This is a genomic window from Endozoicomonas sp. 2B-B, from assembly GCF_053470045.1.
This window is the reverse complement of sequence record NZ_JBLZMU010000001.1, coordinates 4,573,177-4,586,289: the sequence shown is the minus strand read 5'-3', so window position 1 is coordinate 4,586,289 and position 13,113 is coordinate 4,573,177. Positions and strand designations below refer to the sequence as shown.

Annotated in this window: 15 protein-coding genes; 10 read left to right on the top strand and 5 right to left on the bottom strand. The window is 48.8% G+C overall.

What is annotated here, in order from left to right:
* Positions 1-95 precede the first annotated feature (95 nt).
* Positions 96-569, top strand: a complete 474-nt coding sequence (locus ACOMHB_RS17960) for a TlpA family protein disulfide reductase (protein WP_422134476.1) — start codon at positions 96-98, stop codon at positions 567-569.
* Positions 562-834 (top strand): acylphosphatase, encoded by a 273-nt coding sequence (locus ACOMHB_RS17955; protein ID WP_422134475.1) that lies wholly within the window; start codon positions 562-564, stop codon positions 832-834. Before ACOMHB_RS17960 ends, ACOMHB_RS17955 begins: the two co-directional genes overlap by 8 nt.
* 32 nt (positions 835-866) lie before the next feature.
* Here ACOMHB_RS17955 and ACOMHB_RS17950 read toward each other — a convergent pair whose 3' ends face one another.
* Positions 867-1,400, bottom strand: a complete 534-nt coding sequence (locus tag ACOMHB_RS17950; protein ID WP_448217648.1) for a lytic transglycosylase domain-containing protein — start codon at positions 1,398-1,400, stop codon at positions 867-869.
* 70 nt (positions 1,401-1,470) lie between these two features.
* Positions 1,471-3,186 carry a proline--tRNA ligase gene (locus tag ACOMHB_RS17945; protein ID WP_448217647.1) on the bottom strand — a complete coding sequence of 572 codons (1,716 nt, stop codon included), beginning with the start codon at positions 3,184-3,186 and terminating at the stop codon, positions 1,471-1,473.
* A gap of 157 nt (positions 3,187-3,343) precedes the next feature.
* Here ACOMHB_RS17945 and ACOMHB_RS17940 point away from each other — a divergent pair, with 157 nt between their 5' ends.
* Complete coding sequence (locus ACOMHB_RS17940; RefSeq protein WP_448217646.1) at positions 3,344-3,760, top strand: HIT domain-containing protein; 417 nt, start codon at positions 3,344-3,346, stop codon at positions 3,758-3,760.
* Positions 3,761-3,774: 14 nt separating this feature from the next.
* Positions 3,775-3,975 carry a SlyX family protein gene (locus ACOMHB_RS17935; protein ID WP_448217645.1) on the top strand — a complete coding sequence of 67 codons (201 nt, stop codon included), beginning with the start codon at positions 3,775-3,777 and terminating at the stop codon, positions 3,973-3,975.
* A 58-nt stretch (positions 3,976-4,033) separates the two neighbouring features.
* On the opposite strand, the gene ACOMHB_RS17930 is transcribed toward ACOMHB_RS17935, so the two are convergent.
* Positions 4,034-4,627, bottom strand: a complete 594-nt coding sequence (locus ACOMHB_RS17930) for a cold-shock protein (protein ID WP_422134470.1) — start codon at positions 4,625-4,627, stop codon at positions 4,034-4,036.
* 532 nt (positions 4,628-5,159) lie between these two features.
* Here ACOMHB_RS17930 and ACOMHB_RS17925 point away from each other — a divergent pair.
* Positions 5,160-5,501, top strand: coding sequence for an HU family DNA-binding protein (locus ACOMHB_RS17925; protein WP_317142335.1), 342 nt, complete (start codon positions 5,160-5,162; stop codon positions 5,499-5,501).
* A gap of 198 nt (positions 5,502-5,699) precedes the next feature.
* On the opposite strand, the gene ACOMHB_RS17920 is transcribed toward ACOMHB_RS17925, so the two are convergent.
* Positions 5,700-6,923, bottom strand: coding sequence for an OprD family outer membrane porin (locus ACOMHB_RS17920; RefSeq protein WP_448217644.1), 1,224 nt, complete (start codon positions 6,921-6,923; stop codon positions 5,700-5,702).
* Between the two features lie 687 nt (positions 6,924-7,610).
* Here ACOMHB_RS17920 and ACOMHB_RS17915 point away from each other — a divergent pair.
* From ACOMHB_RS17915 to ACOMHB_RS17895, 5 genes are all read left to right on the top strand, one after another.
* Positions 7,611-8,096 (top strand): hypothetical protein, encoded by a 486-nt coding sequence (locus ACOMHB_RS17915; protein ID WP_422411400.1) that lies wholly within the window; start codon positions 7,611-7,613, stop codon positions 8,094-8,096.
* Positions 8,097-8,098: 2 nt separating this feature from the next.
* The gene (locus ACOMHB_RS17910) at positions 8,099-9,595 is read left to right on the top strand and encodes a coiled-coil domain-containing protein (protein WP_448217643.1); all 1,497 of its coding nucleotides are present in this window, start codon (positions 8,099-8,101) and stop codon (positions 9,593-9,595) included.
* A gap of 177 nt (positions 9,596-9,772) precedes the next feature.
* Positions 9,773-10,033 (top strand): FmdB family zinc ribbon protein, encoded by a 261-nt coding sequence (locus ACOMHB_RS17905; RefSeq protein ID WP_448217642.1) that lies wholly within the window; start codon positions 9,773-9,775, stop codon positions 10,031-10,033.
* Between the two features lie 122 nt (positions 10,034-10,155).
* Complete coding sequence (gene aspS, locus ACOMHB_RS17900) at positions 10,156-11,937, top strand: aspartate--tRNA ligase (protein WP_448217641.1); 1,782 nt, start codon at positions 10,156-10,158, stop codon at positions 11,935-11,937.
* A gap of 98 nt (positions 11,938-12,035) precedes the next feature.
* On the top strand, positions 12,036-12,782 hold the full coding sequence (locus tag ACOMHB_RS17895; RefSeq protein WP_422134464.1) for a YebC/PmpR family DNA-binding transcriptional regulator: 747 nt from the start codon (positions 12,036-12,038) through the stop codon (positions 12,780-12,782).
* Here ACOMHB_RS17895 and ACOMHB_RS17890 read toward each other — a convergent pair.
* Entirely contained in the window at positions 12,779-13,036 is a 258-nt protein-coding gene (locus tag ACOMHB_RS17890) for a hypothetical protein (protein WP_448217640.1), read from the bottom strand. The genes ACOMHB_RS17895 and ACOMHB_RS17890 overlap by 4 nt on opposite strands.
* Between the last annotated feature and the right edge of the window lie 77 nt (positions 13,037-13,113).

Sequence of the window (13,113 nt, the reverse complement as noted above, 5' to 3'; positions counted from 1 at the left end):
TTTTGTGTTGCAGTCTCGCTCCAACAGGCTTCCGTGCGACTTTATGAGATATTCCAGCTAGAATCAGAACAAACTCATCACAGGGTCTGAGGCTAATGCGACAATTTTTTTTCCGCTTCTTTCCGTTGGTACTGACCACTCTGTTTCTGTCTGCCTGCTCTAAACCGGATTTGACAGATACTCAGGGAAAAGGCGTTTTTCTCAAAGATGATAAGGGTCGGTGGACTGCTATAAACATCTGGGCTCACTGGTGTGGGCCCTGTCGTGAAGAGATTCCGGAGCTGAATGCCCTGGCCAGTGACGGAAAGGTTCAGGTTCTGGGGTATGATTTTGATGACAGTCAGGGAAAAGAACTGATAAAAAAAGCCAGAAATATGGGTATTCGGTTTCCTGTTATTACCGAGAGTCCATTGGTGTTGCTGGAGACCAGAAGTCCTCAGGTATTGCCTGCGACCATGATTGTTAATCCACAGGGAAAACTGATAGAAATATTGTATGGGCCTCAGACAAAGGAAAGCCTTGAAGAGAGCATCCGGGTATTGATGAATATGGTTGATGAAAATGGCTAATCAGTGCAGACGTGCAATGGTTGAGGGGAGGGTGCAGGGCGTCTGGTATCGCGGCTCAACCCAGCAAGAGGCCAGAAAGCTGGGGATTACCGGATGGGCAAAGAATTTGCCAGACGGGAGGGTTGAAGTTTTAATGTGTGGTGAAGAGAGAGAGCTGGACAAGCTGGAAGCCTGGCTGCAAAGCGGTCCTCCCATGGCTCGAGTTACTGGCGTTAGTGTTTCCCTCGAACCTGAACAGGAGTTTTCCGAATTTACTACGGGCTGATCAGGTGCCGACATAGTTTTATGAAGTACATCTCAGTCATTGCGCCAGTGACGATCCCAGTTTTTATACACTCGCTCCGGGTACCAGGTTTTGCCAAGGCTGCCATTGTAACGGGCTAATGCCCGGGTCAGGTTGCCTTTTTCCTTTTCCAGATAATAACTGAGAATATGGCTACCATATTTCAGGTTGGTCTCTACGTCGGTCAGGTTATCTTGTGGGCGGCCAATGACGTCTTTCCAGAATGGCATAACCTGCATAAGGCCCTGGGCTCCGGCAGAAGAAACAGCAAATCGGTCAAAAGAGGATTCTGTCTGAATTAATGCCAGCACCAGTTCGGGGGAGAGTTTAGCGGCAGTGGCCTTTTTGTGAATTTTTTTGAGCAGCTCCAGGCGCTGTCGAGGACTCTGATGTTTCATGAACGGCGTTAGCCGGCTGGACATATCGACCAGCCAGACTTCTGCCTCGAAACGATCTGAAAAGCTCTCAGTGGTGCTGAGAGCCTCTTCAAGATAGATCCGAAGCCCTTCATCCACTTTTTGCTGACTCCAGCCGGTTGTCGGAGTCAACAAAAGTGCGAGGGTGAAACCTGTAATCAGGCTGTTTTTATTATAAAACGACGGCCGTTTGATAAACGGTTCAGGCCAGACGTTCCTTAAGAAAGTCGGAAATTTCACTGAGTGCCACGTCTTCGCGATCTGCTGCCCTGCGATATTTGTATTCTACCTGACCGTTTGCCAGCCCTCTATCACTCAGGACCACCCGGTGTGGAATACCGATCAGTTCCATGTCGGCAAACTTGACGCCCGGACTGGCTTTACGATCATCCAGAAGGACGTCGTAGCCCGCTTCAGTCAGTTCCTTATAGAGGTTCTCGGCGGCTTCCCGAACGGCTTCAGACTTCTCAATCTTCAGACCAATAATGGCGATCTGGAAAGGCGCAATGCTTGCGGGCCAGATGATTCCCCGATCGTCATGATTTTGCTCAATGGCGGCTGCGACGACCCGGGAAACGCCCAGCCCGTAGCAACCCATTGCCATAGTCACGGCTTTTCCGTTTTCATCCAGAACGGTCGCGTTCATTGACTCAGAGTATTTGGTGCCCAGCTGGAAAATATGGCCCACTTCGATGCCGCGCTTGATTTCCAGGGTGCCCTTACCGCATGGGCTGGGATCGCCTTCTACAATATTTCTCAAATCGGCGATGCGGTCGAAAGATGCGTCTCTCTCCCAGTTGATACCTAATTGATGTTTGCCATCTGTGTTGGCGCCAGCCCCAAAGTCAGACATGACCGCAACTGTGCGGTCAACAATACATGGGATACTGATGCCAACAGGGCCCAGAGAGCCGGGTCCGGCTCCCATGACGGGCTTGATCTCTTCTTCTGTTGCAAAGCGCAGAGGTGCTGCAACTTCAGGCAGTTTTTCCGCTTTTATTTCATTCAGTTCATGATCGCCACGAACCATCAGGGCAACAAAGTCCGCTTCTGATTCTTCGTCTGCTGCAACAATCAGAGTCTTGACCGTCTTCTCAATGGGTAGATCAAATTGCGCAACCAGGTCTGCAATGGTTTTTGCTTCGGGGGTATCAACCAGGCGTATTTCTTCAGACGGAGCTGCTCTCTCGTGAGCAGGTGCCACAGCTTCTGCTTTTTCAATGTTGGCTGCGTATTCGCTCTGGTTGCTGAAGACGATGGCGTCTTCTCCAGATTCGGCCAGGACATGAATTTCGTGTGAGGCGCTGCCACCGATGGAGCCCGTATCCGCTTCTACAGCCCTGAAATTGAGGCCCAGACGAGTAAAGATACGGTTGTAGGTATCGTGCATGTTTTCGTATTCACGACCGAGGCATTGGTCATTGGAATGGAATGAATAGGCATCCTTCATAATGAACTCTCGACCACGCATCAGGCCAAAACGGGGGCGGATTTCATCACGGAATTTGGTTTGGATCTGGTACAAATTCATGGGCAGCTGTTTGTAGCTGCTGATAGTGTCTCGAACCATATCGGTGATGACTTCTTCATGAGTAGGACCAATGACGAAATCGCGCTGATGACGGTCTTTAAATCTAAGCAGTTCGGGGCCAAATTGATCCCAACGTCCGGTTTCCTGCCAGAGTTCAGCCGGTTGCACGGCAGGCAGCAGGACTTCCTGCGCGCCAGAGCGGTTCATCTCTTCACGAACAATGTTCTCTACCTTCTGGAGAACGCGCAGACCCATCGGCATCCAGCTGTAGAGACCGGATGCCAGTTTACGGATCATGCCTGCTCGCAGCATCAGCTGGTGGCTGACGACGACGGCATCAGAAGGTGTTTCCTTGAGGGTGGAGATCAAGGATTGACTAGTACGCATGTGCTCAGTTATCCGATTATCAAAACGCAAAAGCTGCATATTACTACGGTTGTGCAGAGACGTCATGGCTACTGAGTGAAACACAGTCGAATTTCACCGGCAGGTTAGCTATAGTGCTGCAAATTATTACTGGCAACTCGGCTTAATCGGAGTAATTATGAGCGAATTTCAGCTGGATAACAGACTGGATAAGGACTGCTTTGTCATGGGGGATCTGCCCCTCTGCCGGGTTTTGCTGATGAATGACAGTCAGTATCCCTGGTTTATTCTGGTGCCCAGGGTGGCAGGGGTTTATGAGTCTTTTCATCTTGATGAAGAGCAGCAGCTACAGCTGGCCTGTGAGTCGTCATTGACGGCAGCCATTCTGAATGATGTCTTTGAGGCGGATAAAATGAATGTGGCGGCTCTGGGTAATATTGTGAAACAGTTGCATGTTCATCATATTGTCCGTTATGAAAGTGATGTTGCCTGGCCAAACCCTGTTTGGGGCAGGTTGCCAGCCAAGCCATACGGGCAGGCGCAGGTCGCTGAGATCAAAAAGAAGCTGGAATCATTGTTCAGCTGCTTTGAATGAGTGGGGGGAGTGAAATGAAAGAGGAATTGATTGAGCTGCAGACCCAGCTCAGTTTTCAGGAAGATACCGTTGCCCAGCTTAATGAGGTGGTCACCCGTCAGCAGCAGGAGATTGATCGTTTGAAGCAGGAAATGATTCAGCTGAAGAAGCAATTAATGGCTATGTCCAGCTCTCGGTTGGAAGAACAGAAGGAGACTGCTCCTCCTCATTATTAATAAGGGTCAGAAGCCTTAACGGGGCCGGAAAGAGCCCCATTCATTAAAAGTATTGATGTTAGCGGCCTTTGGGTGCAGCAATCACGTCTTCTGCCTGCAGTCCCTTATCTTTTTCCACCACGATAAATTCTACCCTTTGCCCTTCAGACAGTGTCCGGTGACCCTCTCCACGTATCGTGCGGTAGTGGACGAAGACATCTTCACCACTATCCCGGGTAATAAAGCCGAAGCCTTTTGAAACGTTGAACCACTTGACGGTGCCTGTTTCTCTATCGGAATCTACGATTTCCATTGGGCTTGTGGGGTTGAAGGATCTCAGGTTGATTACGACGTGCAGCAGAACCCCGGCAACAAGGAGTAGTGAGGATGGAATCTCAGGTGTCTGGTGAGAAAATATTGCCCAGCCACTGAGTGCAGTCGCTGCAATCAGCATAACTGAAGCCATTGCCTGCAAAAAGGATTTCTTGCCACGATAGACTGTCAGATAGCAGCCAAGGCAGAGGTGAATCAGTGCGGCAGTGAGCAGCAGCATGGTAGCTGAGGCGATAGCCAGTGCGCCACCCAGCAGCACATTGAGGACAGACCCCTCCACAATTAATGCTGCCAGTGAAAGGATGCCTAAGATCATGTGGATAAATTTAAGATGTTTCAAGTGCTGAGTCCTTTTGGTTGTTATGTGTGTGACTGTAAAAATATGCCGATTTCAGGCATTACTGCATTAAAAAGCGCCTTAAACCGGTTAAACATCAATAAAGCTCCTTGCTGCAAGCTCTCTATGAAGTGACTGCCTCCCGAAATTATGGGAATGCTTTGAAATCAGTAATGCGGTCAATTCAGCGCGCAAACAAACGGGCAACAAAAAGCCACAGCGTAACACTGCTGTAAGGATTAATGTAACGTCATTGTGCCTCTATCTCAAACTCTTTCTATGCCCCTTATATAGTGGGCTATTGCAATGCTTAAAAGGGTGTAAAAAAGACTACCACTGTAAAAAATCACTTGTTATAGTGATTTCAGATGTTTCAAAAGTCTGGTTTTGCAGGCTCTCTGAGGTTAGGGAAGTTTAATGTCCGATTTTTCGGACTTGCCTCGTGAAACATTAAATCAGCCTGGTGAAGTGGCAGATCACAATCCGTTGGTGCGGAAGGTAACCTACAGGGAAAATCCATCAGGAGAGTAATTGTATGGCAGCGAAGAAAGCCACAGCTATCAAGGATAAGTACAGTAAAACCCAGATTCTTGCTGATATTTCAGAGAGTACCGGTTTGAGTCGGAAAGAAGTGGGCGCTGTGCTGGAAGAGTTGGGAATACTGGTAGAACGTCATATCAAGAAGCGGGGCTGTGGCGAGTTCACTCTTCCGGGACTGCTCAAGATCGTGACCAGGAAAAAACCTGCTCAGAAAGCCAAGAAAGGCGTACCCAATCCATTCAAGCCTGGCGAGTTAATGGATGTGCCCGCCAAGCCGGCCAGTATTCAGGTCAAGGTGCGTCCTTTGAAAAAGCTTAAGGAATACGCCGCTTCGTGATGACGCTGGTGTTGACTCTTTGAGTTCTTCTCAGTCCTTCAAGGGAGGTATTCAGCCTCCCTTTTTAGTGTCTGGTGTATTTGTTTAGCAATGATTGCCTTTTGATGGGGTGCTGTTTAAGTCGGTTTGCTGCTTTCGGCAATAAAAAAGCCCCTGCATGTGCAGAGGCTTCATAAGATTGCTCTTCTGATGGTTAGATCAGAATACAGCGACGTTGTACTTCAGGATGACACGTGTGTCGGTCTTGACAACATCGTCTGCACCTTTGGCTTCAACAGTATTATTTGCGTATCTCAGGCGGGCAGTCAGACCCTCAACCTGAGGAATTGCATAATTGATGTCCAGGTTGTATTCAGTTTCGTCCTCAGACTTAACTTCACCCATGACGTAAATACCCTTGACACTCAGGCCGTCAACGACGCCTTCAAAATCATATCCTGCAGAGAAGCCCCAGGCTTTTTGGCCATTGCTGTTGAAGTCAGAGATCTGGATAGAGTTATAGCCAAAGTAACCGGTGTCATCGTCACCGCCAGCCCAGCCAATTTTGTATGGGCCCAAGTCTGTGCTTTCAACTTTTGTGTACGCAATGCCAAAGTCGGCATGGCCTACACCAGCGGCCACTTTCAGGCCATAAGTGTACTGACTCTTGTCTCCAGTCGCTGGCTTGCTGTCGCCAGTAAGTTCGACTTGCCCGTACTGACCAGCCACACCCACTTCAACACCTTCAACTTCTGTAGAGAAGCTGGCTTCGCCCAAGTATTTCTTGGCATAGTTGCTCTGGCTGGCATAGTCTGCGCTTAATTCCAGACCGTTACCAAAGTCGTAGGCACCACCCAGTGTCATTACTGCTTCACTGTCGTCGCCTACCTCGTAATCTTCAAAGCCTGACTCGGTTTTACCATTGCCTTTTGTAATCCAGGCTGTATGAGCAGACAAGCCGGATAAGGTGATGTCTGCATAGAAGCCTTCGCTCAGGCTTGGCAGAACACGGCTGTCAGAGTCGTTGACCAGAGGTGTATCCAGGAACATGCGTCCGTATTTCGCTACACCCATGTCAGCAAGATTGAATTTAATTGCGTAGGATGTTTTGCCGTAGCTGTGGGAATCGCCGTCGCTATCCACTCTGAGCAAGCCAGGGTTGCCAACAAAATCGTCAATATCGGAAGCGCCAAGCTTCAGAGAGTAGTAACCACCCAAGTCCAGTCCGACTATATTCTGAAAGTAGCCAGAGGAGAAGTCAAGACGAACGCCTTGAGCCCACTGAGAGTTGGAGGAGTCGGTCGAGCCGTCATCCTTGGTTTTGGTTTGATAGAAGTTGCGCAACTCCAGATTCAGGCTTGATTCGTCCAGGAAGGCGTTAGCCTGAGCAGAGGTAGCCATAAAAATGGCAGCACTCAGTGCACTGATTTGTGCGAGTTTCATTAGTGTTCAGCTCCTTGCTGCATTCGATGTGTGTTCTAGCCCTGGTTTCAAAAATCCTTGTACTGCTCGGACGGAATGTACTGCGAAACCTCCCCATAGGGCTAAGAGTGATTCTTATACAATCCTTAACAGGATGCAACAGGGTTTAGAAAAATCTCACATCTTTTGTACAAGCGTTTAGCGGGGCCGCATCCTTGTATGATAAAGCTATCCAGCAATCCCGCCCCTAAAGGCACCGACTGTATAACCGACATCGAGGTGAATAACAGTCATGTCCTCGTACTCATAGAAGTGCCGCAGAACCGAACATGAACAGTGTCTTGCTCAATTCTGGCAACGCCTATGATATTTTCCAGACCTAATATGCCACAACTATCTCCATCAGCCGACTTGCCAGCTAAACGAATGCCAACATTAGAGCAGCACTCATCGTAGTTATAACGACAAGTTTCAAACGTAAGAAGACATGAAACTTGAAATTATCAGGCCCAGCCCTTTTTGATTAAGTGTTTAGGCAATATGAGTACTTGAGTAAAACAGCGATCTGATATTTTGCAAATTATCTTAATGAATAAAAATTAGTTCTTTTAATTTCTTTTTGTTGGTTTGACAGGATTAATGAATGAAAGTCAGAAAAAAATGAATGTTTATAATGAATTGAGATCATTTATTTTTCAGGGATGAAATATGAACAGCTTGCAGCAAAATGCTGAAGCAGGAAAAGACCTTTGGCTGACTTATTTAAGACGGGGCGGAACGATACGTGAATTAAGAGGGCTGGATCAGGGCCAGATGGAAGCCATCTATCAGCTCGGATTCAGTCATTTTGGTATTGGTCACTATGCAGAAGCTCTTAAAGTCTTCCGTTATCTGGCTCTTCTGGATCATCGCAGTTCTCGTTACTATCTGGGAATAGGGCTGGCACTTCATCATTTAAACCAGGATGCAGCTGCAATCCCCGCACTGAGTTATGCCGAAAGGTTGGATAATGAAGATCCTCGTCCTTCAATTTGTATGACGGAGTGCTTTATTCGTCTGAAAAATCGAAAATTGGCGGTGAAAGCACTGTCAAATGCAGCGAAAATTCTGAAATCATCCAAAGGGTGGGAAGAAGAGCGAAAACAGGCCAAACAACTAAAGCACTATCTTATAGAACCTTCAGGGAGGAAGTGACTATGAATCCAGTCGATCCCAATTCCGGAATATCCCAGACTCCTGTGCAACAGAGTGGGCAGGTATCTCAAACTCCAGCACAGGCGCAGGTGAGCCAGGGATTCAGTCATTCGAATTCGATTTCCAGCTCGCAAAATAGCAATAGCGGACAGGCGGTCAGTGTCAGTCCAGATCAGCCAGGCGTCTCCAATGCCGACAGCCGTGACTTTCTCCAAAGAGCTTTTGACGCCAGACTGGATGGCTTCAGGGCAGCAGTGCATGAATTCAATCGTCGCTTCAATGCTGAGGATATAGATATTAGTGACACTCAGTCACTCATTCTTATTGTTAAAGGGATGATCAGTGATGCTCAGGCTATGGTGAGTGCTGCTTCTATCGATCAGAATTTCAGCAATCGGCTCTATCAGCAAAGCAGGAGGGAGGATAGTGCAGTCAATGCCCTTAATCTAAGAGAAACTATTCGATCCAGAACCAGGGATTTAAATGACATAGCGGCTCAGCGGGACGTCTATGTAGAACTCCTGGCCAGCAAAAATCTTCATAAAACCCTGAAAGAGGCTGAATTGGCCAGTGCTCAGTCTAATCAAGCCGGTAACAATAGCAGCGGTGGTCAAATAAACCGGTTGATGAATGAAATTACAGCGCTCGAGTATCAAATTGCAGGTGTTGCCACAGAAATCAGTGCTCTGAGCCAGCAGATGAAGACATTGGAAGCCAGTAATACCGCAGATCATGCCGCATTACTCAAAGCTAACAGGCAGCTGAATACAGTGACCTCAGAGTTTGTGCGTGTTAACAGTCTGCTGGGGCGAATTCGTCAGCGGTTCGATCCTGCTGCTATGAAAACCGGTGAAGAAGGTGTGCAAGCCGTAAAAGAGCTCGAACAGAGGGCTCAGAAAGAGCAGGTAAGGGAGTTCAGAAGAAGGGAGCAGAACGAGGACGGAGTAAAGTCGCTGGATAAAGAGCACAAAGAAGGTGAAATCCGGTCAGAGGATGACCGGATTGAGCTTGAGGAGGGTGCTAACCAGTTTCTTGCCACTGAGGATCTGGAGACTCTGCAACAGGTATTCTCTCCCTCTGACCCTGCAGAGCTGAGAAGTGCTGTTCAGCTCCTTGACGATAAACCTCAGGCAAGAAACTCTCCTGCAGTGGAAGAAGGGTTCGCTATTGCTTTGCATAGCGTCCCCTCAGAAAAGGCGCTGGAGGATGCAGTCAACCCTGCAGCGGAGACTCACCGGGGTGATAATCTCAGTTTTGAAGGTGCAAGCAGTCCTCAGGTTTTTGCCCGCCTCTGGATGGAATCAAAGCTGGAAGAAGGTCAGGAAACTCAGGATGTGAAAGAAGATCACCTCGATGAAGTGGCTGAGAATGTGGATGCTCAACGCAAGAGTGTTGCTGAGCATTTGCAGGATTTTGAGTCGATTCTACTGGAAGTCGCTGAGTCGCTGGAAAAGCAGCAGGAGGCAGCTGTTCAAATCAGCAAAAGTAATCGAGTTTGAGAGCAGCGGGGAGGGGCTCCCTTCCTCGTCTTTCGTAAAGTCTGCACAGTCATCGAAAATATCCCTGATCCCGTCTCTATTTTCTGATTATTGGTCTGGACACTATCTGGTGAAAATCAAGGGTTCAGGTATAATGCCCCAGTTCTGACAATGGCAAACAAAGGATAGACAGATTCAATGCCGATCTACGAATATCAGTGCGGAAGTTGCGGTGGTGTGCAGGAAGTGATTCAAGCGTTCAGCGATGCACCTCTGACTGACTGTGGTGTCTGTGGTGAGCCTGAATTGAAAAAAATGTTGAGTGCCCCGGCCTTCAGGCTGAAAGGTGGCGGCTGGTATGAAACAGACTTCAAGAGTGGCAATAAGAAGAATCTGTCCTGCAATGATAATCAGGGCCCTGCCAAGGGCTCGGGCGGCGCTGCAGCCGCCAGTGAATAATTCGGTCATTTGAGCGCTGAGGTTGTGCTTCACCCGGAGTGACTCAAAACCATAAATTCAGGCACAAAATTTCAGATAATTCTGTGCTGAACCTGAACAGCCCCCCAGTTTCGAGGTATGTTATGCGCAGCCATTATTGCGGCGAACTGAATCTCTCCCATGACGGGCATGAGGTTACCCTGTGTGGATGGGTACACCGACGTCGCGACCATGGTGGTGTGATCTTCCTGGATATGCGAGACCGTGAAGGTATCGCCCAGGTTGTTATTGATCCTGACACCGAAGAGGCGTTTGCTCTCGCTGATAAAGCACGCAGTGAATATGTGCTGAAAATCACCGGATTTGTACGCCCCCGTCCCCAAGGCACTGTAAACACCAATATGGGCACCGGTGAAATTGAGGTGTTGGGTAAGCAGGTAGAAATCCTGAATGAAGCCCAGACACCGCCTTTCCAGATCGAAGGCTACACCGATGTAGGTGAAGAAGTTCGTCTGAAAAACCGTGTTATTGACCTGCGTCGTCCGGAAATGCAGGAAAAAATGATCCTTCGCAGCAAGCTGACCAGTGCTGTTCGCAGCTTTATGGATGAGCAGGGTTATCTGGATGTTGAAACCCCTGTTCTGACCCGTGCGACCCCGGAAGGTGCCCGCGATTACCTGGTACCCAGTCGAACTCACGAAGGTAAGTTCTTTGCGCTGCCACAGTCTCCCCAGCTGTTCAAGCAAATGCTGATGGTGGCAGGTTTTGATCGTTACTATCAAATTGTAAAATGCTTCCGTGACGAAGATCTGCGTGCTGACCGTCAACCAGAATTTACTCAGATCGATATCGAAACCTCCTTCATGGACGAGTCCCGGATCATGGGTATGGCTGAAGACCTGGTTAAGACCACTTTTAAAAAGGTAGGTGGTGTTGAGCTGGGTGAATTCCCGCACATGACTTTTGCACAAGCCATGAACCTTTATGGTTCTGACAAGCCAGACCTGCGTATCCCTCTGGAGCTGGTGGACGTTGCTGATCTGATGGCCGGAGTTGAATTCAAGGTCTTCAAAGGACCGGCTGAAGATCCGAAGGGGCGTGTAGCCGCGCTGAAAGTACCCGGTGGAGCTGAACTTTCCCGTAAGCAGATTGATGACTACACCCGGTTTGTCAGCATCTACGGTGCCAAGGGTCTGGCCTGGATCAAGGTCAACGAAATCGAAAACGGCGCAAACGGTCTACAGTCTCCGATCATCAAGTTCCTGGGCGACGATGTCACCATGAAGATTATGAAGCGTCTGGATGCCAGCAATGGCGATATCGTCTTCTTTGGTGCAGACAAAGAGAAGGTAGTCAACGAAGCTCTGGGTGCATTGCGTTGTAAAGTCGGTGCTGACCTGAATTTGTATACGAAAGAGTGGGCGCCACTGTGGGTTGTTGACTTTCCAATGTTTGAAGAAACAGACGACGGTGAACTGACCGCACTGCACCATCCATTCACAGCGCCAACGACCTCACCTGAAGAGCTTGAAGCAAATCCTGCTGAAGCACTTTCCCGTGCCTATGACATGGTTATCAATGGTTATGAAGTTGGTGGTGGTTCTGTTCGTATTCACAACCAGGAAATGCAGCAGACAGTATTTCGTATCCTGAAAATTGAGGAAGCAGAGCAGCAGGAAAAGTTTGGCTTCCTGCTGGACGCTCTTAAATACGGTGCACCTCCCCATGGTGGTCTGGCGTTTGGGCTTGACCGTCTGGTTATGCTGCTGTGCAGGACCGATAATATTCGTGACGTTATTGCCTTCCCGAAAACTCAGTCCGCAGCCTGTCTGCTGACTCAGGCTCCGGGCGAAGTGGATGCTACCCAGCTACGCGATCTGAATATCCGTATTCGTCGTGATCCGGCGTCTGCAACCAGTCACTGAGCGTCTGCGGCTGTTCCAGAAAACGTCTGCGACCATTTTATAAATTGCTGAGGCCGGTTTTTACCGGCCTGTTCAAGAAGAGATAAAGGGTATTTTCTATGGCAGGTCATAGTAAATGGGCCAATATCAAACACCGTAAGGCGGCTCAGGACGCCAAGCGTGGCAAAATCTTCACCAAGATCATTCGTGAGTTGGTGGTGGCGGCCAAGCAGGGCGGTGGGAATATCGAGGATAACCCCAAGCTGCGTCAGGTGGTTGACAAGGCTCTGGGTGCCAATATGACCCGTGACACCATCAACAGGGCGATTGCTCGTGGTGCCGGTGGTGATGACGATTCCAACATGGAAGAAGTGACCTACGAAGGTTATGGTGCTGGCGGTATCGCGGTGCTGGTGGAATGTCTGACAGACAACCGTAACCGTACCGTTGCAGAAGTACGCCATGCTTTCTCCAAGCATGGTGGTAATCTGGGTACTGACGGTTCTGTAGCCTACCTGTTTGAGCGTAAGGGGCAAATCTTCTTCGAACCGGGTCTGGATGAAGACACTGTCATGGAAGCTGCTCTGGAAGCCGGTGCTGAAGATGTACTGACTAACGACGATGGCTCCATTGAAGTGGTCACTGAGTGGACTGAGTTCATGGCGGTAAAAGAAGCTATTGAAGCTGCAGGTTTGAAACCAGCGGGCGGCGAAGTAGCGATGATCGCTTCTACCCGGACTGAACTGGACAAAGACGGTGCGGAAAAAATCATGAAGCTGGTGGATCGTCTCGAAGACCTGGACGATGTGCAAAATGTTTACACTAACGCTGACATTCCTGCCGAAGTGATGGCGCAGCTGGACTAAGTTGTTCTGTCGGTGTGAAGAGCCTCGATAACGAAAGTGTCGGGGTTTTTTGTTTCTGTTCCGGAGATACCAGCCCGGCTGGAACATCTGTGAACGCCCAGACATTGAAGCCTACCAGCAGCATAAACAATAGAATAATGATGCCTGTGATAATCATTAATGTTTTTAGCAGGTCGGACATTAATCGTTTCCGGATCATCTTGTGGAGTAAAACAGTCTTGAGCAAGAACAATGATCTTTGCGGTTCTCGCCACGAAAGTATTACCAGAGAAATACTAAGCTGCTTCTATCGTTACTCACAGGCAAATTTGGTAATTCAGTGTTCTTGAAT